General features: G+C 61.7%; 25 protein-coding genes and 1 tRNA gene. 8 read left to right on the top strand and 18 right to left on the bottom strand.

The window, feature by feature from the left end:
- Positions 1-423: 423 nt before the first annotated feature.
- Together rpoH and TRIHO_RS15580 are read right to left on the bottom strand one after the other, a co-directional pair.
- The gene (gene rpoH, locus TRIHO_RS15585) at positions 424-1,320 is read right to left on the bottom strand and encodes an RNA polymerase sigma factor RpoH (protein ID WP_068245610.1); all 897 of its coding nucleotides are present in this window, start codon (positions 1,318-1,320) and stop codon (positions 424-426) included.
- A gap of 386 nt (positions 1,321-1,706) precedes the next feature.
- On the bottom strand, positions 1,707-2,741 hold the full coding sequence (locus TRIHO_RS15580; protein ID WP_068245609.1) for an RluA family pseudouridine synthase: 1,035 nt from the start codon (positions 2,739-2,741) through the stop codon (positions 1,707-1,709).
- On the opposite strand from TRIHO_RS15580, the gene TRIHO_RS15575 reads away from it, so the two are divergent.
- Positions 2,740-3,048: a DUF6476 family protein gene (locus TRIHO_RS15575; protein ID WP_068245669.1), complete on the top strand. Its 309-nt coding sequence runs from the start codon at positions 2,740-2,742 to the stop codon at positions 3,046-3,048. The two genes, TRIHO_RS15580 and TRIHO_RS15575, sit on opposite strands and share 2 nt — an antisense overlap.
- A 53-nt stretch (positions 3,049-3,101) precedes the next feature.
- Here TRIHO_RS15575 and TRIHO_RS15570 read toward each other — a convergent pair whose 3' ends face one another.
- Positions 3,102-3,653, bottom strand: a complete 552-nt coding sequence (locus TRIHO_RS15570; protein ID WP_068245607.1) for a hypothetical protein — start codon at positions 3,651-3,653, stop codon at positions 3,102-3,104.
- Between the two features lie 337 nt (positions 3,654-3,990).
- On the opposite strand from TRIHO_RS15570, the gene TRIHO_RS15565 reads away from it, so the two are divergent.
- Entirely contained in the window at positions 3,991-4,362 is a 372-nt protein-coding gene (locus tag TRIHO_RS15565) for a hypothetical protein (protein WP_068245604.1), read from the top strand.
- Positions 4,363-4,568: 206 nt separating this feature from the next.
- Here TRIHO_RS15565 and TRIHO_RS15560 read toward each other — a convergent pair.
- Positions 4,569-4,645, bottom strand: a tRNA-His gene (locus TRIHO_RS15560).
- 318 nt (positions 4,646-4,963) lie between these two features.
- On the opposite strand from TRIHO_RS15560, the gene TRIHO_RS15555 reads away from it, so the two are divergent.
- Positions 4,964-5,152 carry a DUF6324 family protein gene (locus TRIHO_RS15555; protein ID WP_068245602.1) on the top strand — a complete coding sequence of 63 codons (189 nt, stop codon included), beginning with the start codon at positions 4,964-4,966 and terminating at the stop codon, positions 5,150-5,152.
- A gap of 250 nt (positions 5,153-5,402) precedes the next feature.
- Positions 5,403-6,467: a chemotaxis protein CheA gene (locus TRIHO_RS15550; protein WP_068245599.1), complete on the top strand. Its 1,065-nt coding sequence runs from the start codon at positions 5,403-5,405 to the stop codon at positions 6,465-6,467.
- A gap of 51 nt (positions 6,468-6,518) precedes the next feature.
- Here the strand turns inward: TRIHO_RS15550 and TRIHO_RS15545 are convergent, their stop codons facing one another.
- Together TRIHO_RS15545 and TRIHO_RS15540 are read right to left on the bottom strand one after the other, a co-directional pair.
- The gene (locus TRIHO_RS15545; RefSeq protein ID WP_232367807.1) at positions 6,519-7,004 is read right to left on the bottom strand and encodes an MmcB family DNA repair protein; all 486 of its coding nucleotides are present in this window, start codon (positions 7,002-7,004) and stop codon (positions 6,519-6,521) included.
- Positions 7,005-7,566: 562 nt separating this feature from the next.
- The gene (locus TRIHO_RS15540) at positions 7,567-7,767 is read right to left on the bottom strand and encodes a hypothetical protein (protein WP_131811209.1); all 201 of its coding nucleotides are present in this window, start codon (positions 7,765-7,767) and stop codon (positions 7,567-7,569) included.
- Between the two features lie 174 nt (positions 7,768-7,941).
- On the opposite strand from TRIHO_RS15540, the gene TRIHO_RS15535 reads away from it, so the two are divergent.
- On the top strand, positions 7,942-9,492 hold the full coding sequence (locus tag TRIHO_RS15535; protein WP_068245592.1) for an adenylate/guanylate cyclase domain-containing protein: 1,551 nt from the start codon (positions 7,942-7,944) through the stop codon (positions 9,490-9,492).
- Between the two features lie 89 nt (positions 9,493-9,581).
- On the opposite strand, the gene TRIHO_RS15530 is transcribed toward TRIHO_RS15535, so the two are convergent.
- From TRIHO_RS15530 to TRIHO_RS15505, 6 genes are all read right to left on the bottom strand, one after another.
- The gene (locus tag TRIHO_RS15530) at positions 9,582-11,231 is read right to left on the bottom strand and encodes a BCCT family transporter (RefSeq protein ID WP_068245591.1); all 1,650 of its coding nucleotides are present in this window, start codon (positions 11,229-11,231) and stop codon (positions 9,582-9,584) included.
- A gap of 622 nt (positions 11,232-11,853) precedes the next feature.
- Positions 11,854-12,348 carry a transcription antitermination factor NusB gene (nusB, locus tag TRIHO_RS15525; protein WP_068245590.1) on the bottom strand — a complete coding sequence of 165 codons (495 nt, stop codon included), beginning with the start codon at positions 12,346-12,348 and terminating at the stop codon, positions 11,854-11,856.
- Positions 12,349-12,371: 23 nt separating this feature from the next.
- Entirely contained in the window at positions 12,372-12,896 is a 525-nt protein-coding gene (locus tag TRIHO_RS15520) for a 6,7-dimethyl-8-ribityllumazine synthase (RefSeq protein WP_068245588.1), read from the bottom strand.
- A 14-nt stretch (positions 12,897-12,910) separates the two neighbouring features.
- Positions 12,911-14,035, bottom strand: coding sequence for a 3,4-dihydroxy-2-butanone-4-phosphate synthase (gene ribB / locus TRIHO_RS15515; RefSeq protein ID WP_068245586.1), 1,125 nt, complete (start codon positions 14,033-14,035; stop codon positions 12,911-12,913).
- A 335-nt stretch (positions 14,036-14,370) separates the two neighbouring features.
- On the bottom strand, positions 14,371-14,964 hold the full coding sequence (locus TRIHO_RS15510) for a hypothetical protein (RefSeq protein WP_068245583.1): 594 nt from the start codon (positions 14,962-14,964) through the stop codon (positions 14,371-14,373).
- The gene (locus tag TRIHO_RS15505) at positions 14,964-15,551 is read right to left on the bottom strand and encodes a riboflavin synthase (RefSeq protein ID WP_068245580.1); all 588 of its coding nucleotides are present in this window, start codon (positions 15,549-15,551) and stop codon (positions 14,964-14,966) included. The genes TRIHO_RS15510 and TRIHO_RS15505 overlap by 1 nt, the downstream gene beginning before the upstream one ends.
- A 198-nt stretch (positions 15,552-15,749) precedes the next feature.
- Between TRIHO_RS15505 and TRIHO_RS15500 the strand changes: the two genes are divergently transcribed.
- The 3 genes from TRIHO_RS15500 (at position 15,750) to TRIHO_RS15490 (ending at position 20,328) form a co-directional block, all read left to right on the top strand.
- Positions 15,750-17,042, top strand: coding sequence for a capsule biosynthesis protein (locus tag TRIHO_RS15500; RefSeq protein ID WP_068245577.1), 1,293 nt, complete (start codon positions 15,750-15,752; stop codon positions 17,040-17,042).
- A gap of 105 nt (positions 17,043-17,147) precedes the next feature.
- Positions 17,148-18,272, top strand: a complete 1,125-nt coding sequence (locus tag TRIHO_RS15495) for a polysaccharide biosynthesis/export family protein (protein ID WP_068245575.1) — start codon at positions 17,148-17,150, stop codon at positions 18,270-18,272.
- Between the two features lie 10 nt (positions 18,273-18,282).
- Complete coding sequence (locus TRIHO_RS15490; protein WP_068245573.1) at positions 18,283-20,328, top strand: capsular polysaccharide biosynthesis protein; 2,046 nt, start codon at positions 18,283-18,285, stop codon at positions 20,326-20,328.
- Between the two features lie 221 nt (positions 20,329-20,549).
- Here the strand turns inward: TRIHO_RS15490 and ribD are convergent, their stop codons facing one another.
- The 6 genes from ribD to rpoD form a co-directional block, all read right to left on the bottom strand.
- Complete coding sequence (ribD, locus tag TRIHO_RS15485) at positions 20,550-21,665, bottom strand: bifunctional diaminohydroxyphosphoribosylaminopyrimidine deaminase/5-amino-6-(5-phosphoribosylamino)uracil reductase RibD (RefSeq protein ID WP_269745359.1); 1,116 nt, start codon at positions 21,663-21,665, stop codon at positions 20,550-20,552.
- Between the two features lie 50 nt (positions 21,666-21,715).
- On the bottom strand, positions 21,716-22,183 hold the full coding sequence (gene nrdR, locus TRIHO_RS15480; protein ID WP_068245572.1) for a transcriptional regulator NrdR: 468 nt from the start codon (positions 22,181-22,183) through the stop codon (positions 21,716-21,718).
- A 146-nt stretch (positions 22,184-22,329) separates the two neighbouring features.
- Entirely contained in the window at positions 22,330-22,749 is a 420-nt protein-coding gene (locus tag TRIHO_RS15475; protein WP_068245571.1) for a secondary thiamine-phosphate synthase enzyme YjbQ, read from the bottom strand.
- A 14-nt stretch (positions 22,750-22,763) separates the two neighbouring features.
- A complete protein-coding gene (locus TRIHO_RS15470) occupies positions 22,764-23,216 on the bottom strand; it encodes a hypothetical protein (RefSeq protein ID WP_068245568.1) in 453 nt (150 codons plus the stop codon).
- A 123-nt stretch (positions 23,217-23,339) separates the two neighbouring features.
- Complete coding sequence (locus tag TRIHO_RS15465; protein WP_068245565.1) at positions 23,340-23,639, bottom strand: hypothetical protein; 300 nt, start codon at positions 23,637-23,639, stop codon at positions 23,340-23,342.
- Positions 23,640-23,923: 284 nt separating this feature from the next.
- Positions 23,924-25,918 (bottom strand): RNA polymerase sigma factor RpoD, encoded by a 1,995-nt coding sequence (gene rpoD / locus TRIHO_RS15460; RefSeq protein ID WP_068245564.1) that lies wholly within the window; start codon positions 25,916-25,918, stop codon positions 23,924-23,926.
- Positions 25,919-26,070: the final 152 nt, after the last annotated feature.

Here is a 26,070-nt window from a genome sequence, read left to right as displayed (position 1 = left end):
TGGTCAACTAATTGATTTAGTTCACTTTTTTATTGACCTCCGGCGATACTGTGGCTAAACAGGTCTCAACTGCAGCACGCCAGACACCATGCAGCCAGCAGCTCGCTCTCCAGCCAGGTCCATATGGATCCCAGCAAGATCGCCAGCCAAGCCAGCGCATCGGCCATCCAGCCAGCCAACGCAGGATCCCCCAGCAGCCCGCTCCGTTTTTCGCAGCTCGCCCGCAGGTATCTCCCCTCACAATCGACCGTTTTAAGAACGCGCCGCGCACGGACGCTCCCCGTCAGGAGCACTATGCCGCTGGCTGCCTGTTGGTGCGCCCATCGCACTGGCGCTGTGGGGCTGGGTAGATCGCAAAAAGGGCCACCGGCTGGTGACCCTTTTCTTCTATGTTCTGAGGGAGGGTGTTTGACGTGACGCAGGTCAGACCGTCTGCAACATGCCCTTGCCCGCCGCAAGTTCCCGCATTTTCTTTTGCAGCTTCTCAAACGCACGCACTTCGATCTGCCGGATACGTTCGCGGCTGACATCATACTGCACGCTGAGATCTTCCAGCGTCTTGGCACGCTCTGCCAGACGACGCTGGGTCAGAATGTCTTTTTCACGGTCATTCAACACGGTCATCGCCTCAGCGAGCAACTCGCGGCGCGCCTGGAGTTCATCCTGCGCCTCGTAATCGCCGGCCTGGTCTGCGCTCTCATCTTCGAGCCAGTCCTGCCATTGCATGCTGCTGTCACCATCGCTGCCAACCATCGCATTCAGCGACGCATCGCCGCCCGACATGCGGCGGTTCATCGAAATCACCTCGTCCTCGGTCACGCCCAGATCTGTGGCAATCTTCTTCACGACCTCCGGACGCAAATCACCGTCCTCAAGGGCACCGATACGGGCCTTGGCCTTGCGCAGGTTGAAGAACAGTTTCTTTTGCGCGGAGGTGGTGCCGAGCTTTACCAGCGACCAGGACCGCAAGATATATTCCTGAATGGACGCGCGGATCCACCACATCGCATAGGTGGCAAGACGGAAGCCTTTTTCGGGGTCGAACCGCTTCACCGCCTGCATGAGGCCCACGTTGGCTTCGGAAATCACTTCGGCCTGCGGCAACCCATAGCCGCGGTACCCCATGGCGATCTTGGCAGCCAGCCGCAGGTGCGAGGTCACCATCTTATGGGCCGCTTCGGTGTCCTGCTCTTCCACCCAGCGCTTGGCCAGCATGTATTCTTCTTCCGGTTCCAGCAGGGGAAACTTGCGGATTTCCTGCAGGTAACGATTCAACCCGCCTTCGGGAGTCGGTGCGGGCAGGTTTGCAAAATTCGCCATAAGATCTGTCCCTTTCCAATGTATAAGGGCTTAACATCAGCCCTATTTGGGTCTCTCATTTGGCTTTTTCAAGCGACCCCTTGGCAAGTGTTATACAAAGCGATCCCGCCGCCCTCTGTGAAATGCGTCACAAAAGGTGCCGAAAATACTCGGTTTCTTTTCAACACTCTGTATTTCAACGCATTTTAGCGCCGATTTGTTCAATAGATTTCGCAGGAACTGGCAAGATTTGGCCACGGCTTGCCAATTGCAGCAGAAAAACAGGCCAGATGTGCGGCGCGGCGCCCTCAAACTGCCCCCACCCGAAATTTCGGCTTTTCGGGGCTGAAGGACGACGCCCAGCCGCCCCCCCCTGCCATCAGAGGGACAAGAGGGGCCGCAGTCTATCAGGTGATCGGTCGACGGAGCGCATCCATGAGACGTTGCATATCCTGGGGAATCGGCGCTTCGAACCGCAGCGCGGCACCGGTCACCGGATGATCAAACCCAAGAACGGCCGCATGCAGCGCCTGCCGCGCAAAGCCATCCACCGCAGCGCGCCCCTCCGCACTCAGCGATTTTGGCGACAGCTTGCGCTTGCTGCCATAGGTCGGGTCACCGACCAGCCCATGGCCAACATGCGCCATATGCACCCGGATCTGATGGGTGCGACCGGTCTCCAGCCAGCACTCCACCAGGGCGACGACGCCAGGCGTGCCAAAGGCTTCGACGATGCGGGCCCGTGTAATGGCATGGCGCCCGCCTTCAAACAGGACCGCCTGACGCTGGCGATCGGTCTTGTGGCGGGCCAGCTGAGTGGTGATCTTGAGGATATGTCCCGGCTCAAAGCTCGCCCCCCGAATCCCCCGCAGACGGGGATCGTTGCCATCCGGCGTGCCGTAACACAGGGCGCGATAGTATCGTTCGACCGTGTGCCGCTCGAACTGGGCCGCCAGCCCCTGATGGGCAACGTCGGATTTCGCAACCACCAGCAGACCTGAGGTCTCCTTGTCGATGCGATGCACGATGCCGGGGCGCTTCACGCCGCCAACCCCAGAAAGATCATCGCCACAATGGTGCAAGAGCGCGTTGACCAGGGTGCCCGAGGGGCTACCGGGAGCGGGGTGGACAACCATGCCGGCCGGCTTGTTGATCACGATCAGATCGGCATCCTCGAACACCACGTCCAGAGGGATGTCTTCCGGGCCGATGTGGCTCTCTTCGGCCTCTTCCACTTGGATCACGACCAATGCCCCTTCGGCAACTTTTGCCTTGGCATCCGTCACCACGGCGCCATCAATCTGGACGCCACCGTCCTCGATCAACCGGGCCAGACGGGTGCGCGACAGCGTGGCCGCCTCTGGCACATCGCGCGCAATCGCTTTATCAAGCCGCTTAGGCGGGTTTCCCGCGATCACAAATTCTATGCGGCGGCTGGCCATGACACTTCCTTCCGAGCCTGAGACACAAGACGAACCGGCGCAGCTGCGTTTCCTGCGGCGCCTCGTGACCACGTTGACCGTGATCATGGTGGGCGGGGTTCTAGTGGTAATCGCCTTGCTTGTCATCCGTTTGTCGGACGGAAAAACGACCCCGCTGCTGCCACAGCAGATTTCCTTGCCCGATGGGGCGACAGCGCGGGCTGTGACCTTCGGCCCCGGTTGGATCGCCGTGGTCACGACGGACGACCGCATCCTGATCCTTGATGGCGAAACCGGCGACATCCGGCAAGAGGTCACCATCCACTGAGCGCAGCCTGTGCCCGAGCAGCCGGTCCCGTTGGTTCCGGACCAAAATGCGCGTCAGGAGCGCAGCAGTACCTTGCTTGAATCGATGGCCTGCGCGATGCGGGTGTATTGCGACTGGCGCTGTTTCGATCCTGTGCTGCGCAACAGCACCGTGCGAGCTTCTTCGAGGATCGCTTCGGCCTGCTGGTTGACAGCCGCAAGCCGCGCGTCATCCACCGCCACCAGCGGGCGCGCGGTCGCACCGGCGCTTTCGGTTGCCACGTTAATTCGCTTCTTGCCCCGATCCTGATTGCCCCGCGCGAGCTGTTCCAGCTTCATCGACGTGTCGGTCAGAACGGCGCGCACCTCATCGTAATCTGTGCCCTCGGGCATCTCAGCCGAGACCGCGTTCAGCCGCTCCGCAAGGCAATCCACACGATAGCTGGTATCACTCAGCCCGCCGCAGAAGGCCTTGATCGTCGCAAGGCTGCCAAGAATTTCAGTCAGAAACTGCGTTGAGCCGAATTGGCCTGAGGGCACCACAACGGTGAAAACCACCTGTGCCTGCGCCATGGGCCCACCAGCGACAAGAAATGCCGCCCCAATTGCCGCCACCGTCCGTTTCATAACAACCTCTCCAACTGAAAAATGAAAATCACATTTGCCCTAAACTACCCCAGGAAGCGGCGGCTGCGAAGCCTGCAAACGTGCGCAACCGAAGAAACCCGCGTGCGCGCCACCCGACCTCGCGACCGGCCGTCCGCGATTCCGGCGATGGGTTTGCACGGCCCGCTCCGACAAGAAGCACGCAGAGCTGGCATCGGCCCGCCGGTCGGGCTGCAAAACTGGTCAGATTTCGCTCACGTCCTGGTGACCTTCACAAAAAGCATCGAAAAACCTCCGGTTCTATGTCTATACTGCGCCAGAAGCGTTCTTTCGTTGGCATTTTATAAACGAGTTTCCGATGTCCTTTTCCGCCAAGCCAAATACCCTTGTTCTTTGCCTTCTCCTCGCCCTGCCCAGCGCATCAGCTGTCGCGCAAGGCTCTGCCACCGCAGAGGCGCGGGCGCGTCTGGTTTGTGGATCCGGCGATTTGATCTCTGCCAACTATCTGCCAGGCGGGCTGCTTCAGGCAACCTGCCGACAAAAGACGCCAAATTCTTCGAGTTCGAATTCCACCTCAGGCTCCAGTGGATCCGGCCTTGGAACCGGTGGCCTGGCGGGCACCGGGCTAAGCGTCGTTGCAGTGGCAACCACCGTGCTTCTGGCGGTCGGCACCTCCGACAGCGATGGCACCACCACATCGACAACAGGCACGCAGACTGCTGGAGAGTAGTCCGTTCCGCCCCGGAATGTCGCGCGTCTATGTGATCGCAGGGTCTATGCCGCGCGTTCAACCGTGAGGGATCGCGGTCGGCCTGATTGCGCCAATTGCCGATAGATTGGCCCACATGCTGCCCTGGCAGCGGCAAAGCACCGACAGCGCCGCGACCACCAAACGCCGCTGGGATCACAGACTTCAAATACTTAAGATCGGAAGAATGGTACCACCTCCTGGTCTCGAACCAGGGACCTCTTGATCCACAATCAAGCGCTCTAACCAACTGAGCTAAGGCGGCACTGAGGGGGCGTTTATAGCACAGAATTTCGGAGTGCAAGAGGCCTTGTTACAAGTTTTTCATCGAGGGCTGAAAATCTCCGTGTTGCGGAGCTTTGTCCTCCTGTTGCGCCGACCTGTGATGGGATCGGCCTGCTGCCGGCAACGGGTTCGCAGCGGGGTTGACGGCGTGATTCGCCCTATCCACGCCTTGGTTCACATCCCGAAACAGGCCTGTGCCGGCCGCTCACACCCCTCAGATGTGGTCAGCATCTTGCATTTTAAGTAACTGCGGTCTAGCAGAGATGCTCACCGCAATCCTGTGCGAAGGAGCAAGGCAATGGGGATCAATACCGAACGTGACGTCGAGGCGAACATGCAAATCGGCCCCACCGATGTTGGCATGGTTCGCATTTTCATCGAGGCCGACGGAGTCGAAATCCCAATGGACTTCGAACCGGAAGAAGCTGATGAAATCGCTGATGAAATCCGGGCAGCGGCACAGGCGGCTCGCGCTGTCGCCCCCTGAGGCAGAACGCGCTTAAGGCAGATATTGCAGCCACAGCTGCTGGCCGGTTGTCTTGCGCCACAAGTGTTACCGGATCCTTGAGCCGCTTTCGTAAAGTTACCGCAAGAGGCGCCGGTTAATTGGCTAACGACCATGGCAGAGCGGCAAAACCTGTTCAATTTGAGGCGTTCCATTTACTTGAATTAGGCTGGTGTTAACCTCGGTCTCCAAATGATTAAGGGACGTCAAGTCTCTACTTGGAGCGTTTGTTATGTATCATTACACTACCCCCCCATTGGGGATCTCGGTGAATCTGCCCAGTGCAATTGCCTCGGCGAATGACCCACATGCTGCTGCGCTCTCTCTGTCCACCTCTGACAGCCTGACCGCGAACCAGCTACAAAACCACGTCACTCAAGCCCGTCGAGCGCGTGAGCAGCTGATTGATCGGGTCACCAAGCCGCCAGAGCCAGGCTGGCAATCCGCGATCAACAGAATATCCGACACCGTAAACCGGATGGAGAAGGTTCTCAGCTTTCTCCAGCTTCAAACGTCATTGCCCGCCAGACCGGACGCGGACATGGATGCCCTCGCGGTATACCCTTCCGGTACGGCGATGCAGCAGTCCGGCAGTACGCCAGACGTCCCCCCGTCGGCGGCAGAATCCCCGGCGGCTTTACGCTCGGCCTCACCGATGGCGCAGCCCGAGGTGGCGGTTGATGCCGCGGTCGCGCGCGAACCAAGGGTAATCTACGTGATGGACGAAGGGGTCATGATCGTTGGCCTGTCAGATGCGGACGTTGCGTCTGAGCGCGCGCAAGAGCAGATGCCTCTGGGCACGTCTGTCCTGCAAACCACCACGACGTCGGATCAAGGAAAATCGGCCAATGTGGTCGTCAATCTGCCACTCACCGAAGACCAGCAACGCGCGAGCCAGGATCTGATCGCCCTGGCCCGCAAGGCCTATGCCCAGTTGCGACCGGAAAACCCCGAGCAATCGGCAGATCTGATTACGACCACACAGGTCGGCCTGACCGGCGATCTGGAGAAAGACCCCGCAACAGCGCCTTCGCCGGAACGGATTACGCCAGCGGAAACCCTGCACGCCGCGCGGGACACAACCCAGGTCGAAACCCCAAAGCTGGCAGAGACATCGACCCTTTCAGCGCGCAAAGATCCGCTATTGGCCATGGCAGAGCCCTTTGCACGGGACGCCAGCGAAGAAGCTGCTGAAACGCAACAGAAACAGCAGATCATTGCGCTGCAGCTCGATGGGCACAACGATATTATCTATATCGTACCTCCAGCCAAGGCGACGATGGATCTTATTGCCTGATCCCCACCCTGTACCCCTGTCGGCACGCCCTGCTGACAGGCGACAGAGCGCCTAGTCTGAGCCGGTCTGAACCTGGGTTTGCGCAGCGCCTCCGTCGAAAAGCAGACCGTCACGTCCCGGTCGCGGATCCCGCATCTGTTGCAAACGTCGCGCGGCGTCCATCGCGAATTTCTGGATCAGTTTCTTCCGACGTGCGGGGGGCAGCTTGTCCTCGGGTGCCATACGAACAACTTCGGCGTCATAAGCATCTGCCAGGATCAAACCCGTCTCCTCCGGCAAGAGCTCTGTGGGAAACGCCATATCCACCGCCCAGAAATAACGATCGCACCAGCCCAGATAATGGTGCCATTTTCCATCACTCTGAAAATCGGCCCGGCTGGATTTGCATTCGATCACCCAAAGCTCTCCCTTTGGGCCAAGCGCCATGACGTCAACCCGCAGCCCCCGGTCCGGAACGAATTCCTCCACCGAGGCAAATCCGATCGAGCGCAGGTAACGAGCCACCCCACGCGCCAGCCGCTGCCCCGGCTGCAGCACCGGGCCGGAGCCATCCGCGCGCAGGGATGCATCGGGGTCGCACTCATCCGCAAACTCATTCTTTTCAGGATCGAACTGGATCATACCGCCATGGTGAACAATTCGTGAACAAAAATCAACCCTGCTGCGATCCAGCGCCCCTTGTGCCCGGGGCATACGCGCACTAAGTGTTGTTGCAGGCGGGTTCTGCCCTTCTCGTGACCGGCAGCATTCCAGTGGCCTTAAGCAATTCCGAGGGAGCTGGCTCTGTGCGGACCCTGGTCCGTTTACCTGGCGCCCACCTGTACATACAGGTCCTCGGGAATCAAAGCCACACGGTTGACTGGTGGTTCCCGCCGCTTTCCATGAACCACAGCTCTAGGCTGCTGCCGTTTGGCAGCGGTGGGACAGTGTGACTGTTCGGATCTGGTCGCACTCGGTCGCGCGATGCGGGTTGACGTGTGATGCTGGTGCGCATGTCAAACGCGCGGGCGTTCAGGCCACGGCTGCGCCTGACCATGGCGCTGATCTGCGCCGCTGATCGCTGTCACTCAGGAGAAATTGCCACGCAGGCAGATCGCGATCAATCTCGGCGGATCCTGGGCTGCCGCCCGGACTTGATCTTCGCATTGGCATAGGCCGGCTGCAATTGCTGCGTGCCAATCTGGCCCGACGCCACAGGGTGGCTTTCCCGCCCCCAGCGCAGAACCGCGGCCCCGAAGCGACCGACTGCATTTGCCAGCCAAAGCACCCGGCGCCGATACAGCTTTCCCATCCCCAACATCGCGTCCTCCCTGACAGCATTTTTCAAAGATAGCCTGACCCCGATTAAATTCCAGTTTCAGTGAGATTGCAGCGACGATTTTCTCGCCCTGTGACGTAGAATAAGGCAGATAGCCGATAGCGAGGGCCGGATCCGCGGCAAACCAAGGCAAGCCTGAAGGGAAAACAGAGCTCCATGACACTCACACGCCGTATCGGCCGCTTCCTCGTGAACCAGCCCCATCTGATCAACTGGGGCATCGCGCTGGCAATTCTGACGCTGCCTGTGGTGGTCTGGCTCGACATGATGGCGATTACCGATCAATCGCTGCGCCGTCAGGGGCAGGCGCTGGATGCGGTGCTCGACACGGTTCGCGGATATTACGCGCGCAACGTCATTGCGCGCATTGATCCTGACACCCCAACGATCGCCACCCATGATTACCACGACCTCGACGGCGCGATACCTATTCCAGCCACCATGTCGATCGAGCTTGGCGACGAGATCGCGGCCCACGGGCTGGATGTGTCCTATCGGTTTGCGTCGGATTATCCGTTCGACGGACGCGATCAGAAACTGCTGACCGAGGCAGAGACAACGGCGCTGGACCGCTACCGCAATGGCGCCACGGATCACTACATGTTCTTTCGGGGGGAAGCCGCTGACTGGCGGTCGCACCATGTCACGATGGTCACCCCCGTGATCATGGAAGAGGCCTGCGTCGCCTGTCACAACAGCCACCCCGGCAGCCCGAAAACCGATTGGCAGGTGGGGGATATTCGCGGGGTTCAATCCTATAGCATCAGTCAGCCCGTGGCCGTCAGCCTGATGTCCTTTAGCCACCTGCTGGCCTATATGATCGTTGCGGGCACCTTTGGCGTCGTCTTTGCGCTCCACCAATTGCGTCTGGCCAACCGGTTCAAGAAAATCAGCGAGGAACTTGCCTCCAACAATGAATTCCTCGCCGGCATCTCGATGAAGATTTCGCGGTATCTGTCGCCGCAGGTCTATCGGTCTATCTTTTCCGGGGAGAAGGACGCCTCCATTTCGACCGAGCGTAAAAAGCTGACGGTGTTCTTTTCCGACATCAAGGATTTCACCCAGACCGCCGAGACCCTGCAGCCCGAGGAACTGACCGCTCTGCTGAACGAATACTTCACCGAAATGTCCACCATTGCCGCCAAACACGGCGCCACCATCGACAAATTCATCGGCGATGCCATCGTGGCCTTCTTTGGCGACCCGGAAACCTTGGGAGCGGTCGAGGATGCCCGTGCCTGCGTCCGCATGGCGCTGGAAATGCAAGAGCGGCTTGGCCAGCTGGAGCAGGAATGGCGCGCCCGTGGCATCGACCGCCCGTTCCGCGCCCGCATCGGCATCAACACCGGCTATTGCAACGTGGGGAATTTCGGCTCTGAGGCGCGGATGGATTACACCATCATTGGCGCCGAGGCGAACCTGGCCGCGCGGCTTGAAGCGGCGGCCGAACCCGGCGGCATCGTGATGAGCCATGAGACCTATGCCCATGTGCGCGACTTTGTGGTGGCCGAACCGATGCCCCCGATGCAGTTCAAAGGCATCTCGCGCGATGTGCACCCTTATGCGATTGCGCCGGGCCGCAATGGCCCCCTGCCCCCGACCGAGACCAGCACCGATGGCAAAAGCCTGACCGTGCATCTGGACCGGCTGGATGACATCACGCGCGCGCAGCTGGAGGCGCTGCTGGGCCAGAATCAAAAGACCTGACCGGCCTCGGCCACCCGCCACAAAAACGGCGCCCCCCCTTTTCAGGGAGGCGCCGCAATCTGGGTGTCATGGCAACGCGCCAAAAAAGATCAGGCGTGTCGCTTCTCGCTCATCAGGCCGCGCAGGATCGCGTAGCACATCACCAGCAGCACGACCGTGAACGGCAGGCCGGTCGAAATCACCATCGACTGCAGTGAGTTCAAGCCGCCCGCGCTCAGCAGCAGCACAATCGCGACCGCCCCCTCGAAGATGCACCAGAAGGCCCGCTGCGGCACCGGTGCGTCGACCTTGCCGCCCGCAGTGATGGTGTCGATCACCAGGGAGCCGGAGTCGGACGAGGTGACGAAGAACACGATCACCAGAACGATCCCGACCAGCGACGTGATCCCCGCCAGCGGCAAGACATCCAGCATCTTGAACAATTGCAGTTCCAGCGCCGCCTCCTGCGCAACGGTGTAGCCATCGCTGACCACCTGATAGATCGCAGTCCCCCCAAACACACTCATCCAGAGCACGCAGACCATCGACGGGATCAACAGCACGCAGATGATGAATTCCCGCACGGTCCGCCCCCGGCTGACGCGGGCGATGAACATGCCGACGAAGGGCGACCAGGAGATCCACCAGGCCCAGTAGAACGAGGTCCAGCCCTGGCTGAAGTTCACATCCTCACGGCCCACCGGGTTCGACAGCGCCGGCAGATACTGAACATAGGCCAGCAGCGAATCCCAGAACAGCGACAGCAAAAACACCGTCGGCCCCACCAGCAGCACAAAGATCAGCAACACGAAGGCAAGCCCCATGTTGATCTCCGACAGGATCTTTACCCCGCCATCAAGACCCCGCAGGACCGACACCAGCGCGATGGCCGTAATCCCGGAAATCAAAAGCACTTCGGTGGTCGACCCCAACGGCAGGCCAAACAGCTCGTTCAGGCCAGCGCTCGCCTGGGTTGCGCCAAACCCCAGCGAGGTCGCAAGCCCGAACAACGTGGCAAAGACCGCAAGGATATCAATCACGTGACCGACCCAGCCCCAGACCGCATCGCCAAAGATCGGATAAAAGGCGGACCGGATCGTCAGCGGCAGGCCCTTGTTGTAGCTGAACAGCGCCAGCGCCAGTGCCACAACAGCATAGATCGCCCAAGGGTGCAGCCCCCAGTGAAAGATCGTGGCCGCCATGCCAAGCCGCATCGCCGCCGCCTCGTCACCAGACGCCGCCCCCAAGGGGGCCCAGTCCGTGCGCAGCCCGCCCTCGGTCGCCGTGCCGCCCATCGAGGAGGCAAAATGGCTCAGCGGTTCGGACACGCCATAGAACATCAGGCCAATGCCCATGCCGGCCGCGAACAACATCGCGAACCAGCCGATATAGGAATAATCCGGCACCGCTTCTGTGCCCCCAAGGCGCACTTTGCCGAGCGGCGAAACGATGAGAAACAGACAGAAGAGAACAAAGATGTTCGCCGCGCCAAGGAAGAACCAGTCGAACCCCTTGGTCACAAAGCTGAACAGCCATTTGAAAACATCGTTCGATTGCTCGGGCAACGCGAGCGTGTAAAAGACAAAGGCCACGATGGCGAGGCCGGAGATCGCGAACACCGGGTTGTGAATATCAAACCCAAATGGCCCGACATTCCCTTCCACATTGTCCTGCCCGATTTCGTAATTGGTATCGATGATATGCGCAGCGCCGTCCGGACTTGGAATGCCGTCGGACGTTTCCGTCGTAGGGTCGGTCATTTCTGCCGCCTTTCATTTAAAGGTTTCAGGTCGTCAATCAATATTCACGGTGGAAACGTGTCGAAGCGGGACGATCTGCGGCGACATACACGCGGTTTGCGGCCCAAACGTCGTTCGACGCCCCGAGGCGTGGGCCAGTGCGCCGACTGTCTCCCGTGCCCTGTCTTCGGCCGCCTGTCCCCGGCCCCCCTGTCGATAGCGACCAGTTTTGCCGCGTCGGTCTGCCACGTAGGTCTGCCACGTCGGCCTGAACCAATTCAGCCCGCCTCAGCAACGCGACCTCATGCGCCGGATCTGTCGGCGCCCTATAGTTGTGAAACACGTCCCCTCCTGTGTCTGCCAGCCCCTGCGGGCGATTTGTTTCCGGGTCGACCGGCCCGTGCCGCAAGGACAGGACCGGTCGTGACGTCAGGCTGACAGGTTTCGCGCGTCAACGCAAATTTCGACTAAAATTTGTGCGTACGCATAGCCGCGCAGCCGGATCGCGCGGCGTCATCGCACGGCCGCGCGTCCCGTCGGGACCGCATCAAAAAAGGCGCGCCGCCACTGCAACGCGCCTGTGAAATTGTCCAAAACGGCCTTGGGCTTCCGTCAGATAGCAGCCCGTCCAGATCCGCCGCGATCAAAAGGCCTCGGGCCGCGCCTCGCGCGCCATATGATCGAGCACCCCGTTGACAAAGCTCGGCTCTTTGCCTTCGGGAAAGAAGGCCCGCGCGATATCGACGAATTCGTTGATGACGACCTTGACCGGGGTATCGCTCTCCAGGAGTTCCGCACCGGAGGCCCGGAACAGCGCCCGCAGCGTCGGGTCAATGCGCGCGATCGGCCATTTCGCCACCAGGGCCCGGTCGGTCATCTGGTCGATCTTGGCCTGATGGTTCACCGCTTCGCGCACCAGCTTGCGGAACAGCTTCGGATCCCCTTCGGCATATTCGTCCTCGTCATAGACGGCGCCAAACCGGTGATCTTCGAATTCCACGATCACCTTGTCAAAGGACTGGTCGCTTTGTTCCATCTGGAACAGGGCCTGCACCGCGTAAAGACGCGCGGCAGAGCGGGCCTGCGTCTTGTTCTTGCCCGGTTTCTGAACCGGTTGAGAGGCGTCTTTCGAGGTCATGCGAGGTTGATCCGTTTTTGAGATTAAGCGAGCCGATAGGAGTCGGAGGACGGCTTGAAGCCGACTCCCTTGGTCTGGGCGCCCCACTTACGCGCCAGTGCGATCAGATGCAAGGCCGCAGCCGCAGCGCCGCCCCCCTTGTTCTGGCCCTGTGGGTCGGCCCGGACAACCGCCTGATCGCGGTTCTCCACCGTCAGGATCCCATTGCCGATGCACAGCCCCTGCAATCCGAGAAGCTGCAGCGCCCGGCTGGAATCGTTGCAGACCGTATCGTAATGCGTGGTCTCACCCCGGATCACGCAGCCCAGCGCCACGAACCCGTCGAAATTCGCGGCCCGGTCCGAAATGCCGATGGCGGTGGGAATTTCCAGCGCTCCGGGCACTTCGATCAGCTCATAGCTGCCGCCCACCGCCTCGATTTCCGCGACGGCCCCGGCCACCATATTGTCGGCAATGTCCTTGTAGTAAGGCGACACCACGATCAAAAGCTTCACCGGCTTGTCAAACTCCGGCCGCGGCAGGATGTAATGGGTTTCTTGTCCGGCCATAGCGCAGGGCTCCTTCAGGTTTCAGAGGTCAGAATCGGGCGGGTGCCGACAATCGACAGCCCATAGGCATCCAGCCCTAGGTACTTGGTTTGCGGCGAGTCGGTGAGCAGGATCAGCTCTTCGACGCCGAGTTTATTCAGAATTTGCGCGCCAAGCCCGGTTTGCTTGATGGTGCGCGGCCCGTCGTCCTCGGCCGCGTAAAGCGCATTGCGTGGCTGGCGGAACAGACAAACGATCCCCCGGCCCTCGGCCGCGATCAGCTCCATCGCGCGGGGCAATTCGCCCGCAGGCTTTGGCCCCAGCCCCAGCAGGTCAGAGGCTTCGTGCAGCGCATGGGTCCGCGTCAACACAGGTTCAGGTGTCGTAATGTCGCCCTTGATCAAGACGACATGCTCCACGCCATGGGTCTGGTCGGTGAACAGCCGCATGTCCCAATCGCCGCCGTATTCCGAGGTCACAGTGGAATGACCGGTCTCATCCACAAGATTGTCGTTCTTTGTCCGATAGGAGATCAGGTCCGAAATCGTCCCGATCTTCATGTCATGGGTCTTGGCGAATGCCACCAGATCCGGCAGCCGCGCCATGGTGCCATCCTCTTTCATGATCTCGCAGATCACCGCTGACGGGTTCAGCCCCGCCAGACGCGAGATATCGACCGCCGCTTCGGTGTGGCCAGCCCGGACCAGCACGCCGCCCCGCTTGGCGCGCAGTGGGAATACGTGACCGGGCGTGGCAATTGCCGTCATCGTGTTCTGCTCGTTGATCGCAGCTGCCACCGTCAGCGCCCGATCCCCGGCAGAGATCCCGGTCGAAACCCCTTCGCGCGCCTCGATGGAGACGGTAAAGGCGGTCTCGTGACGTGAGGAATTGTTCACCGCCATCATCGGCAGGCCCAGCCGGTCGATCCGCTCGGCCGTCATCGGCAGGCAAATCAGGCCCCGCCCGTGGGTGGCCATGAAATTGATCGCAGCCGCATCGGCAAATTCCGCCGCGATGATCAGGTCGCCTTCGTTCTCGCGATCTTCATGATCGACGAGGATATACATCTTACCCTTGCGGGCATCCTCGATGATATCCTCGATCGGGCTGATGGCATCGCGCAGTTCGGCTTCGACAGGACCGGGCGTTTCATAGCTCATGGGCGGCAGGCCTTTCGCTCAGGGGGGCGCAGTCGGACCCTCCCTCCTGCGCCTGTGGTGTGCCAGCCGAGATAGACCACGTCAGGCGCGAATACCAGCCCGCAAGCGGCAATTGCAGGGCCGTGCCCGGCAAATTCGAGGCAATTCCCCAGCACGCCCAATGTGCGAAACCGCACAGACCCGGCAATCTCACGCCATATCAGTGCAACCATCCCGAGGGGCAGCCCCCCCGAGAACAAAGCCGCGCTGCCGGTTTGCCGGTTTTCCCCTGTCCCCAGTGCCCCTCCGTGTCCCCGCACGGTGGTCTCGCGCGGTCGTGACGCAGTGGCGCGGTGTCAGCGGCCGGCCTGACCGCTGAAATACTCTGACGCGCAAAGATAGGCCGCCGCGCGCCCTGCCGTGCTCCACTCCTGTTCGAGCGGAGCCGCGCCGATCACCACGACAGACGCCCCCGGCAGCCCGCGCTGGCGCATGATCCCCTGCACCCGGTCCCGGATCTGGCCCCAGCCCTCGGTAAAGAAGGGCGCCTGTGCCACCTTGTCCAGCGCCGGGTTGGCCTCGGACACGCGCGCGGGATCCTGCGGGCGATGCACCAACGCCAGCCGACCGGCCCGTACAATGCGCTCCAGCACGGCGGCTTCCGGTGCTGGCAGCTGCGGGCTGCCAAACAGCCGCAGCGCGTTGGAGGAAAACAACAACCCCAACACATCCTGACCGGAGGTCTGACGCACCTTGGCATAGGTTTTGTAGTCCATGCCAAGCTCCGCCGCCCGTTGCAGGCGCATTTGCAGCACCAGTTTGGGGATGGTGTTGGGCATCAGTTTCTTTTGCGCCGAGCGCCAGGCATGGGTGCGCCAGACCAGTCCCGGCTCCATGCTTGGCCCGCCGTTATGCCCCAGACCCGCGGCGGTCTGTTTGGTCTCGACCATCACTGCATCTCCTGCAGACGCGCCACGTAGCGGGCCAGCGTATCAATCTCCAGGTTCACCCGGTCGCCCAGTCTGACATCGCCCCAGGTCGTGACCTCCTTGGTGTGCGGAATGAAGTTGATGCCGAAGTCGCAGCCTTCAACCTCGTTCACGGTCAGCGAGGTGCCGTTCAGCGCAACCGAGCCCTTGGGGGCCACAAACCGCGCCAATGCCTCTGGCGCGCGCAGGGTCACGCGGGTGCTGTCGCCCTCGTCCCGCAGGCTCACGACCTCCGCCACCCCGTCAACGTGGCCCGACACGATATGGCCGCCCAGCTCGTCGCCGACCTTGAGCGCCCGTTCCAGATTGACCCGTTTGCCCACCGCCCAGGTCGCGAGGTTGGTCTTTGACACCGTCTCGGCCGAGATCTGCACATCGTACCAATCCGGCCCCAGACCCACCACCGTCAGGCAGACCCCGTCAGACGCGATCGAGGCCCCCATATCAATGCGGCTGGTGTCATACACGGTCTGGATGCGGGCCCGCAGGTCGCCCTGCTGCTCCAGCTCGATGATAGTGCCGACATCGGTGACAATACCGGTGAACATGGGCCGTCTCCTTCGCATGGGCTTGCCATCAAGGCCCGCCATCCGCCAAGAGCTAGCCCCTGTCGGCGCCAGGCTCAAGAGGTGGGTTGCCGCTTACAAGCATCTGGTCATAGTTTTGCCCTAGAATGGCGCTACGTCTCGTCAACCTTGCCACGCCATTCAGCGCCTTCAGCGCATCCCCAAAGGAGCCCGCGACAGATGCCCTCACGCCCTGCAGATACGCGCAGCTTTCTGTTCCTGCAGGGGCCGCACGGCCCGTTTTTCTCGGCACTTGGCAAAATCCTGCGGTCTGCGGGCTGCACTGTGCGCCGGGTCGGCTTCAACGCCGGCGATGCCGCCTTCTGGCGCGACCGGACAAGCTACCTGCCCTTCAATGGCACGCTTGACGACTGGCCCGCCCATCTTGAGACGCTGCTGGAACGCCACGCCATCACCGATATCGTGCTCTATGGCGACACCCGCCCGATCCATGCGCAGGCGGTCGAGATCGCGCGACGCCGCAAAATCACCGTTCACGTCTTTGAGGAGGGGTATTTGCGGCCCTATTGGGTCACCTACGAACGGGGCGGGTCCAACGGCCATTCGCGGCTGATGGACATGCCGGTGGCCGCGATGGAACAGGCGCTGGCGCGCAGCGAACTGGACATGCCCCTGCCCCCGGCCCATTGGGGCGACACCCGCCAGCATGTGGTCTACGGCGCGCTCTATCACTGGTTCGTGATGTTCTGGAACCGGCGCTATCGCAGCTTCCGCCCCCATCGCTCGCTCTCGGTCACCAAGGAATTTCAGCTCTACCTGCGCCGGCTCTTGATGATGCCACTCCATGCGCTCGACCGCAGGATCGCGACGGCGCGCATTCGCAATGGCGGGTTTCCCTATCATCTGGCGCTGCTGCAGCTGGAACATGACAGCGCCTTCCAGAGCCATTCCCCTTTTTCCACCATGACGGATTTTCTCGACACGGTGATTACCGAATTTGCCGCCAGCGCGCCGCTCCATCATCATCTGGTGTTCAAGGCACATCCGCTGGAGGATGGCCGCGTGCCACTGCGCCGGGAAATCAACCGGCTGGCCCGGGCGCATGATGTGGCCGATCGCATCCACTACGTGCGCGGCGGCAAGCTGGCACAATTGCTGAACGAGGCCCGCACCGCGGTCACCGTGAACTCCACCGCCGGACAGCAGGTTCTGTGGCGCGGATTGCCGCTCAAGGTGTTTGGCAAGGCGGTCTACGACAAGCCGGATTTCGTCTCGACCCAGCCCCTGGCCGACTTTTTTGCCGCGCCTGCCCGCCCTGACGGTCGCGCCTACAAACAATATCGCCGCTATCTGCTGGAAACCTCACAGCTTCCGGGCGGGTTCTATTCGCGCTCCGGACGGCGGCAATTGTTGCGTCAGGTGGTCGACATGATGCTGGCAGAAGACGACCCCTATGATGCCTTTCTGACAGGCACAGCAGCGCCACGGCAACACTTGCGCGCCGTGACCTGAACTCAAACGAACAGATCTCTGGATTTTTGTGGGACACTCGGCTATTTTGCATACAAAACTTGAGGCAAAATAATAATAGGTCGAGGAGACCGAGCAGTGAAACCCATGCATTTTCGATGGGCGCGCCCCGTGGCCTTGTTGGCTGCGGTCGCCCTCGCGGCATCTTGCGGGCTGCCCAAGGCAGGCCCGAACAAGCGCCAGATCTTTGCAGGTTCCGTCCAGAAACAGGGCGATGCCTTTGTTGTATCCGTCAATGACCGTGTCGCCCGCGCCACGGCCGTTGTGCCCGCTCTTGGATTTTCCGACGCGTTCACCAATGCATCGGTGCTGACGTCAGACATCATCCGACCCGGTGACATCCTCGGGCTGACCATCTGGGAAAACGTCGATGACGGCCTGTTGGCCAGTGCCGGCGCCAATGCGACCCTGCTCGAAGAAGTGCAGGTCGATGGGGCCGGTTTCATCTTTGTGCCCTATGCCGGGCGCGTCCGCGCCGCCGGCAACACCCCGGACCAGCTGCGCGAAGCAATCACCGCCAAGCTCGAAGACCAGACCCCGGATCCACAGGTGCAGGTGCGCCGCCTCGCCGGGGACGGTGCGACCGTCAGCCTGACCGGGGCCGTCGGCGGCCAGGGCGTCTATCCGATCGAGCGGCCAACCCGGACCTTGTCCACGATGCTGGCCCGGGCGGGCGGCGTGGTGATCGAACCGGAAATTGCCCAGGTGACCGTGATCCGCGGCGATCAGAGCGGAACTGTCTGGTTCCAGGATCTCTATGACTATCCGCAGCTCGATATTGCCCTGCGCAATGGTGACAAGATCCTGGTGGAGACCGACACCCGCGCCTTTACCGCGCTTGGCGCCACCGCCGCCCAGGCGCGCGTGCCCTTCGAGAGCCAGAACCTGTCGGCGCTGGAAGCGATTGCGCGCGTCGGGGGCCTTCTTGCGATGGCATCCGACCCGACCGGCGTCTTTGTGTTCCGCAACGAGGCCGCCGAAATCTCCAACCAGGTGCTGGGTCGCGACGACTTGATTGGCGCCCAGCGGATGATTTACGTGCTGAACCTCACCCAGCCCAATGGACTGTTTATCGCCCGCGATTTCGTTATTCGCGATGGCGACACCGTCTATGTGACCGAAGCGCCCTACACGCAGTGGACCAAATCGCTCAACCTGCTGTTCACGCCGCTGTCGACCGCCGCGAGCGCCGACACACTGTTTGGCGGGTGATTTAGACAACATGTTGCGCAGGCCTTCGCCGCAGGCGGACACGACAAAACCCGGGAGCGACCGCTCCCGGCTTTTTGTGTACAACGGCGGCTTTCTGACGCAAAAGCGGGTGCGTCGCATTCTCGAACTGGCTGGCTACGACATTCGTCTGGGCCGTCCCCGCAGTGGCGATCTGATCGGTATCTGGGGCGACTCCCCGACCGCCCACCGGGGCAAGGCCATGGCCGAACGGCATCAGGCCCCCTTGCTGCGCATCGAAGACGCCTTTTTGCGGTCGGTTTATCCCGGACGCGCCGGAGAGCCGCCCCTGGGGTTGCTGATCGACCGCACCGGCGTTCATTTCGACCCGCATCTGTCCAGCGATCTGGTTACCCTGCTGAAAACCGACCCTCTGGACGACAGCAACCTGATGCGGCGCGCCCGCGATGCCATCGCCCGGCTGCAGGACGCGCATCTGAGCAAATACAACGGCTTTCACCCCGATGCCCCCGTGCCGGAGCCGGGCTATGTGCTAGTGATCGACCAATTGCGCGGCGATGCCTCGGTCAAGGCCTCGATCCCCTTTGCCGGCGCCGATCAGGGCCGCTTTCAGGAAATGCTGGCCTTTGCACAGGAGGAAAACCCCGGTGCAAAGGTGCTCATCAAGACCCATCCTGAAACCGCGCGGGGCCATCGGCCCGGGTATTTCAGCGCCCGCGATGTCTCCGACCGGGTGGCGCTCTATGACGCGCCCGTGTCGCCACATCTGCTGCTGGACGGGGCGATTGCGGTCTATACTGTGTCCTCCCAAATGGGGTTCGAGGCGATCCTGGCCGGCCACAAACCACGGGTTTTTGGCCAGCCTTTCTATGCCGGCTGGGGCCTGACGGAGGATGAATTCCCCCCGGCAGGGCGCAATCGCAAACTGACCCGCGCGCAGCTGTTTGCCGCGGCGATGATCCTCTATCCCACCTGGTATGACCCCTATAACGACCGCCTGTGCGCGTTGGAGCAGGTGATTGATGCGCTGGAGGCCAAGGTCCGCGCCTGGCGCGAGGATCGGGCCGGATGGGCTGCGTCTGAAATTCGCCTCTGGAAGCGCAAACCGCTGCAGGCGTTTTTTGGCAGCCGCACCGCCATGAGCTTTACCGAGAATGCCGCCTCGGCCAAGAAAAGCGGCAAGAACTGGATGGTCTGGGCCGGCAAGGCCACCGAAGACCACGCCGGCGCCTGGAACCTGGAAGACGGCTTTTTGCGCTCACGCGGGCTTGGCGCCGAACTGGTGCCCCCCCTGTCGCTGGTGCTGGATCGGCAGGGGATCTATTACGATCCGACCCGCCAAAGCGATCTGGACGAACTGATCCGCGACCGCGCCACCCTGACGCCGCAACAGGAACGCCGTGTCGAGGCGCTGGTGATGCGGCTGATCAAACATGAGGTGACGAAGTACAACCTTGGCGGCGACTTGCCAGAGCTGCCCAAGGGACACCGCATCCTGGTGCCCGGTCAGGTCGAGGACGATGCCTCCATTCGCCTCGGCGCGGGCAAGATCAACACCAATATGAAACTGTTGCAGGCCGTACGGGCGGCGCGCCCCAGATCCGTGGTCATCTACAAGCCCCACCCCGATGTCGAGGCGGGCCTGCGCAAAGGCAAGATCAGCGCCACCGATGCCCTGACCTGGGCCGATGTGATCGCCGAGAATGCCAATCCCGCAGCCTTGATCGATTCCGTGGACGAGGTCTGGACCATGACCTCGCTGCTGGGGTTCGAAGCGCTGTTGCGCCGGGTGCCGGTCACTTGCGTCGGCCTGCCCTTCTATGCGGGCTGGGGGCTGACGCAGGACCGCCTGCAGGCGCCCCATTGGCGCGACGCCAGCCCGGGGATTTTGGGATTGGCGCATGCGGCCTTGATTGATTACCCCCGGTATTTCGACCCCATCTCCGGCCTGGCCTGCCCGCCGGAAATCGCTGTCGAACGGCTCGTCAGCGGCGTTCTCCCCCGCCAGGGACCGGCCTTGCGCAGCCTGGCCAAGCTGCAGGGCCTGTTTGCATCCGCCGCCCATTTGTGGCGCTGAGGGCGCAACGCGGCTCCGTCTCGCAGGCCGGGGCACGCGGCCCCTGCTGATCACGTCAGCTCCGGGGATCGCTCCGGCAATTTTCGGATATTCGGCGTATTTTGGGCGGGTAAATGTGGCGCGCGCCCTGCAACACCCCCACAAGTTGGCGCAGCAGTTCTGACCCATTGTTTCGCGCGCGAAACAATAAGTCAGTGTTGCTGTCCTAATTCAATCCCCCCTCAGCGCGCAGGGCAATCCTGCGGACGTCGCCATCGGTGCAGGATATCGGGCCCGAGCGCGCGCGCCTCGACCAGGGCAAAACGGGGGGCTTCGTCCAAGAGCCCGATCCCAAGCGCGCCAATAGAGGGCAGCCCCTCAGCCCCGATGGCCAGACCGGCATGGAAGCCGACCAGTTCATCCACCAGATCATGGGCCAGCAGGCTCGCCGCCAGGGCGCTGCCGCCTTCGCAGAACACCCGCGTCAGCCCGACCTGGCCAAGCTGCTGCAAGACATCGTGCGGGTCCAGCTGCGTTCCCAGCGCGCTGCAGGGCAACAACCGGGCCCCGACCTCAGCCCAGGCCCGAAGCCGGTCGCTGTCGGCGCCGGTTCCATGGCACAGATAAAGCGGCACATCCCGCGCCGTGCGGGCCAGCGCGCTCATCAAGGGCAGGTCCAGATGGCGCGAGACCACCACCCGGGCGGGCTGGTCGTCGATGCCGAGGTCCCGCACCGTCAGCGAGGGATTGTCCGCCCGCGCCGTGCCCGCGCCGACCATCACCGCATCATGGCGCGCCCGCATCGCATGCACGTATCGCCGCGCCTCGGGCCCGGTGATCCATTTGCTCTGGCCCGATCCGGTGGCGATGCGTCCATCAAAGCTGGATGCAAGTTTCAGCGTCACAAAGGGACGGCCCTGCTCGGTCCTGAGGAAAAATCCTTCGTGGTCGAACCCCGCTTCTTGCGCCCGCAGGCCGGTGTCCACCACGATACCCGCCGCCCGCAGCATCGCAAAACCTTGCCCGCTGACCCTTGGGTCGCTGTCCTCAAGCGCGGCAACCACGCGGGCGACGCGCGCGCGGATCAGTGCCTCGGCACAGGGGGGCGTCTGACCGGTATGGGCACAGGGTTCCAGGCTGACGTAAGCTGTGGCCCCTGCGGCCTCTGCCCCCGCCTGCGCCAGCGCCATGGTTTCGGCATGGGGCCGCCCGCCGGGCTGGGTCCAGCCGCGCCCCACGATACGACCCTGTTTGACCAGAACACATCCGACCGCCGGATTGGGCCAGGTTCGCCCCTGCCCGCGCCGCCCAAGGGACAGCGCCAGCGCCATGTAGCGACGATCATCACGCAGGGTCATTCGATCGGACCTTTCCCCAGTCGACACAGCCCCAGAGAGGCGGCGGGATCTCAGGCGTCGGGCTGGGTCGGCGGACGCAACTCGTGCACGAAATCTTCGAAATCATCGGCGGCCTGGAAATTCTTGTAGACGCTTGCAAAGCGAACATAGGCAACCGTGTCGATCCGCGCCAGCGCTTCCATGACAATTTCGCCGATGGTCTTGGAGGGGATATCCGTCTCGCCCATGCTTTCCAGACGGCGCACGATGCCCGAGATCATCTGATCAATCCGTTCCGGATCGACCGGGCGTTTCTGCATCGAAATCCGGATGGACCGTTCGAGCTTGTCGCGGTCGAAATCCTCGCGCTTGCCGTTGGTTTTGATCACCACGAGATCGCGCAGCTGCACCCGTTCGTAGGTGGTGAACCGCCCGCCACAGGCCGGGCAAAACCGCCGCCGCCGGATCGAGACATGATCCTCGGCCGGACGAGAGTCCTTGACCTGGGTATCGACACTTCCACAAAACGGGCAGCGCATCCGCCGGCTCCCTTGTCTGACACAATTTCTTCTTGTGCGCTGAATTGCGCATTTATCCACAACTATAGGGGAGCGGCTAGGATTTGGGTAGAGGTGAATTGCAACCCCAAGACCTTGGAGACGCGCGGTGGCCGCCTAGGGGCCGCCTAGTTAAAATGGGCAAAGATCCGACGCTGATGCGCTGCCTCGCGATGTTCAAACACATAGATCCCTTGCCAGGTGCCCAAGACCGGCACCCCATCCGCAACCGGGATCGACAGGCTGACGGGCATCATTGCGGCCTTGATATGGGCCGGCATATCGTCAGGGCCCTCATAGGTGTGCCGCAGATAGGACATCGAGGGATCGCTCGATGGCGGCACCAGGCGGGAGAAAAACGCCTGAAGGTCACCCTGCACCTCCGGGTCGGCGTTTTCCTGGATCAAAAGCGAACACGAAGTGTGGCGCACAAAAAGCGTCAGCAGACCGGACGATGCGCCTGTCTGTTTGAGCCAGGCACAGAGCGGGCGCGTGACCTCGTAAAGCCCCGGCCCGTCGGTCGTAACGCTGAATTCGTGCTGATACATGGGCGCTATCGACCCTAAAGAAACGGCAGCGGTTCAAGCTCCCGACAGAACCCTTCTGCCGTCGAAAGACTGAACCGGTCGCCGGGCTTAAAGCCATAAGCGCGCCGGATCAGGGTCAGCGGCTCTGCCCGCGCTGTCGGGTCCAGGGTGAAGGTCACCGTTTCGATCCGTCCGTTGACCACACTGTCCGCACGGCCCTTCTGCACGTAGATGTCCTGCGACCACCCGGCCCCCAGCCTGTGCCGGGCGAAATCGGCGGCGGCACACCAATAGGCCGCGCCCTCGGCGCCAATCGGCGGCACCACTTCGAAACTGGTGGCATCCAGCGCATAGATCCGCGCCTGCGCCTGGGTGGCGTAAAAGTCCGGAGCCTGGCCTGTTGTCAGAGGGGCCCCGCATCCCGCCACAACCAGCAGCCCCGCCAATGCGGACCATGCGGCGCGGAAGGTCAAATTAGAGGGCAACATGTTTGGCATCCTTTCAGCGTCTACAGCTCATGTAGACCCTGCAGCGGCCCGAAACAAGTCACCGACCGCCCCGGATTGACAGGGGCCAACGTGCGGCCAGATCCGCCTTTTGGCCCTGCCCGCTTAGCGGCGGCGGGTCGGAAAGGGGATGATCTCGGCCGAAGGTCCCTTGCCCAGGGTTTTCTCCAGCAGCTCCAGCGCCTTCGGATTGGGCTTCTGACCGCCCTCGGCGCGATAGACCGCACGGGCCTTGCGCCGCAACATGTCGCGCGTTTCCTCGGCGCTCATTTGTTTCAGCACCGCTTCGTGTTCGCGCAGGGCCGACACCAGAAACGAGTTGACCTCGGTCATCGTATCCAGAGCCTCGAGTTTTTCATCAAGCACACTCAGCGCATGTGTTGCGTCATTGCGTTGTCCAGTCATCTCCACCCCCAACCGGGCATCCCGGTCAAATTACCTTCACTCACCACGAGTAATGATAATTCACCGAAATCTTTATTCAATCGCTGGCGGGTTGAAATAGTTAACGAATGGTTAATTTCTCTGCCGGACGGAGATCAAGCGTCAGCCTTTCCCCGCAGGTAAAACCGCCTGTCGGGCAAAGGTCGCAAACAGAAAACGGGCGCCCCAATTGCAATTGGAACGCCCGAGTTGTTTGATCGCATCCCCCGCCCCCACCTGCGGCGGCAGGGCAAGGCCCGCGTGGGTTACTGGTCGAGGAAGCTGCGCAGCTTGCGGCTGCGGCTCGGGTGCTTGAGCTTGCGCAGGGCCTTTGCCTCGATCTGGCGGATCCGCTCGCGCGTCACCGAAAACTGTTGGCCGACCTCTTCCAACGTGTGGTCGGTGTTCATGCCGATGCCAAACCGCATCCGCAGAACCCGCTCCTCACGCGGGGTGAGCGACGCCAGCACGCGGGTGGTGGTTTCCTTGAGGTTCTCCTGAATGGCGCTGTCCAAGGGCAGCACGGCATTCTTGTCCTCGATGAAATCGCCCAGCTGGCTGTCTTCCTCGTCCCCGATCGGGGTCTCGAGCGAGATAGGCTCCTTGGCGATTTTCATCACCTTGCGGACCTTCTCCAACGGCATCTGCAGCTTTTCGGCCAGCTCTTCCGGCGTCGGCTCGCGGCCGATCTCGTGCAGCATCTGACGCCCGGTACGGACCAGCTTGTTGATCGTCTCGATCATGTGGACAGGGATACGGATGGTGCGCGCCTGATCCGCGATAGAGCGGGTGATCGCCTGCCGGATCCACCAGGTCGCATAGGTTGAGAATTTATAGCCGCGCCGGTATTCGAATTTATCCACCGCCTTCATCAGGCCGATGTTGCCTTCCTGGATCAGATCGAGGAACTGCAGACCACGGTTGGTGTATTTCTTGGCGATGGAGATCACCAGACGCAGGTTCGCCTCGACCATTTCTTTCTTGGCCTGGCGGGCTTCTTTTTCGCCCTTCTGCACCTGTTGCACGATACGGCGGAATTCCGAAATATCCAGGCCGACGTACTGGCCGACCTGCGCCATATCCGCGCGCAGTTCTTCGACCTTCTCGGTGGAGCGTTCGATGAACATCTGCCAGCCGCGACCCGGCTTGTCCCCCATGTCAGAGAGCCAGTTCGGATCCAGTTCCCGGCCCCGATAGGCGTCGACGAATTCCTTGCGGTTGATGCGGGCCTGGTCGGCGAGCTTCACCATGGCGCTGTCGATCTGCATCACCCGGCGGTTGATCCCATAAAGTTGGTCAATCAACGCTTCGATCCGGTTGTTGTGCAGATGCAGCCCGTTCACCAGCTCCACGATTTCAGAGCGCAGCTGCTGGTACTTGGCTTCGTCCGAGGCGGAAAACGATCCGTCTTCGTTCAGCGTTGCCGAAATCCGCAGATCCTGCATTTCCGACAGCATCGCAAAATCGTTGGAAATCCGCTCCAGCGTTTCAAGCACCCGGTCCTTCAGCGCCGCTTCCATCGCGGCGAGGGACATATTGGCCTGATCGTCCTCGTCATCGTCGTCGTCGTTGTTGAGGATCGGATTGCCGTCCGCGTCCAGTTCCGGGCTGTCGTCCTTGTCTTTTTCCGACTTGGCCGCGTTCACCGCCGAGGGATCTACCACCGGTTCGCCAACGCCGCCCTCTTCGTCCATCTGGTTGCCAAAGGTGGCTTCCAGGTCGATGACGTCCCGCAGCAGGATGTCTTCGGACAGCAGTTCGTCATGCCAGATGGTAATCGCCTGGAAGGTCAGCGGGCTCTCGCAGAGCCCCAGGATCATCGTGTTGCGGCCGGCCTCGATCCGCTTGGCAATCGCGATCTCGCCTTCGCGGGACAACAGCTCGACAGAGCCCATCTCGCGCAGGTACATACGCACCGGGTCATCGGTCCGGTCCAGCTTCTCAGCCTGCGCCCCGGAGACCGAAACCTCACGGTTGGTTTCTGCGGAAACGAGTTCGGTGGAGCCTTTGTTCTCCTCCTCCTCAGCCTCTTCGTCCTCGATGATGTTGATGCCCATTTCCGACAACATGGACATCACGTCCTCGATCTGTTCGGAAGAGACCTGATCCGGCGGGAGAACCTGATTGAGCTGATCGTAGGTAATGTAGCCCTTCTCGCGGGCTTCGGCGATCATCTTCTTGACTTGCGCCTGGCTCATATCGAGCGAGATTTCGGCGTCCTGGTCGTCAGGCTTGCGGTCGTCAGTATCTTTGGCGGCCATTCAATGCTCCTCTAAGGGGCTGCGGGCGATTCGGGTGGAGCGAATCTTTAGAGCGGTCTTGTGATTCGTCACCCCGTTTACCCAATTTTTCTTTGCGCTTCTTTAGCAAAACGCCCTTTCGCGGCGCTGCGGCCACAGTTGGGCGCGTTAAA

The organism is Tritonibacter horizontis (genome assembly GCF_001518015.1).
Lineage (GTDB): Bacteria > Pseudomonadota > Alphaproteobacteria > Rhodobacterales > Rhodobacteraceae > Epibacterium > Epibacterium horizontis.
This window is presented reverse-complemented; position numbering and strand designations above follow the sequence as displayed.

What these genes read in the sequence shown, in the direction of transcription:
- TRIHO_RS15505 (WP_068245580.1), bottom strand. Translation starts at nt 15,551, where the DNA reads ATGTTCACCGGTATTGTCACCGATGTCGGCACTATCATCGAGCTGGAG.
- TRIHO_RS15565 (WP_068245604.1), top strand. Translation starts at nt 3,991, where the DNA reads ATGTCCTTTTCCGCCAAGCCAAATACCCTTGTTCTTTGCCTTCTCCTC.
- TRIHO_RS15470 (WP_068245568.1), bottom strand. Translation starts at nt 23,216, where the DNA reads ATGTTGCCCTCTAATTTGACCTTCCGCGCCGCATGGTCCGCATTGGCG.
- TRIHO_RS15495 (WP_068245575.1), top strand. Translation starts at nt 17,148, where the DNA reads ATGCATTTTCGATGGGCGCGCCCCGTGGCCTTGTTGGCTGCGGTCGCC.
- TRIHO_RS15490 (WP_068245573.1), top strand. Translation starts at nt 18,283, where the DNA reads ATGTTGCGCAGGCCTTCGCCGCAGGCGGACACGACAAAACCCGGGAGC.
- nusB (WP_068245590.1), bottom strand. Translation starts at nt 12,348, where the DNA reads ATGACCTCGAAAGACGCCTCTCAACCGGTTCAGAAACCGGGCAAGAAC.
- TRIHO_RS15500 (WP_068245577.1), top strand. Translation starts at nt 15,750, where the DNA reads ATGCCCTCACGCCCTGCAGATACGCGCAGCTTTCTGTTCCTGCAGGGG.
- rpoH (WP_068245610.1), bottom strand. Translation starts at nt 1,320, where the DNA reads ATGGCGAATTTTGCAAACCTGCCCGCACCGACTCCCGAAGGCGGGTTG.
- TRIHO_RS15465 (WP_068245565.1), bottom strand. Translation starts at nt 23,639, where the DNA reads ATGACTGGACAACGCAATGACGCAACACATGCGCTGAGTGTGCTTGAT.
- rpoD (WP_068245564.1), bottom strand. Translation starts at nt 25,918, where the DNA reads ATGGCCGCCAAAGATACTGACGACCGCAAGCCTGACGACCAGGACGCC.
- TRIHO_RS15535 (WP_068245592.1), top strand. Translation starts at nt 7,942, where the DNA reads ATGACACTCACACGCCGTATCGGCCGCTTCCTCGTGAACCAGCCCCAT.
- TRIHO_RS15570 (WP_068245607.1), bottom strand. Translation starts at nt 3,653, where the DNA reads ATGAAACGGACGGTGGCGGCAATTGGGGCGGCATTTCTTGTCGCTGGT.
- ribD (WP_269745359.1), bottom strand. Translation starts at nt 21,665, where the DNA reads ATGACCCTGCGTGATGATCGTCGCTACATGGCGCTGGCGCTGTCCCTT.
- TRIHO_RS15520 (WP_068245588.1), bottom strand. Translation starts at nt 12,896, where the DNA reads ATGGCCGGACAAGAAACCCATTACATCCTGCCGCGGCCGGAGTTTGAC.
- TRIHO_RS15510 (WP_068245583.1), bottom strand. Translation starts at nt 14,964, where the DNA reads ATGGTCGAGACCAAACAGACCGCCGCGGGTCTGGGGCATAACGGCGGG.
- TRIHO_RS15540 (WP_131811209.1), bottom strand. Translation starts at nt 7,767, where the DNA reads ATGTTGGGGATGGGAAAGCTGTATCGGCGCCGGGTGCTTTGGCTGGCA.
- TRIHO_RS15555 (WP_068245602.1), top strand. Translation starts at nt 4,964, where the DNA reads ATGGGGATCAATACCGAACGTGACGTCGAGGCGAACATGCAAATCGGC.
- ribB (WP_068245586.1), bottom strand. Translation starts at nt 14,035, where the DNA reads ATGAGCTATGAAACGCCCGGTCCTGTCGAAGCCGAACTGCGCGATGCC.
- TRIHO_RS15580 (WP_068245609.1), bottom strand. Translation starts at nt 2,741, where the DNA reads ATGGCCAGCCGCCGCATAGAATTTGTGATCGCGGGAAACCCGCCTAAG.
- TRIHO_RS15575 (WP_068245669.1), top strand. Translation starts at nt 2,740, where the DNA reads ATGACACTTCCTTCCGAGCCTGAGACACAAGACGAACCGGCGCAGCTG.
- TRIHO_RS15475 (WP_068245571.1), bottom strand. Translation starts at nt 22,749, where the DNA reads ATGTATCAGCACGAATTCAGCGTTACGACCGACGGGCCGGGGCTTTAC.
- TRIHO_RS15550 (WP_068245599.1), top strand. Translation starts at nt 5,403, where the DNA reads ATGTATCATTACACTACCCCCCCATTGGGGATCTCGGTGAATCTGCCC.
- TRIHO_RS15530 (WP_068245591.1), bottom strand. Translation starts at nt 11,231, where the DNA reads ATGACCGACCCTACGACGGAAACGTCCGACGGCATTCCAAGTCCGGAC.
- nrdR (WP_068245572.1), bottom strand. Translation starts at nt 22,183, where the DNA reads ATGCGCTGCCCGTTTTGTGGAAGTGTCGATACCCAGGTCAAGGACTCT.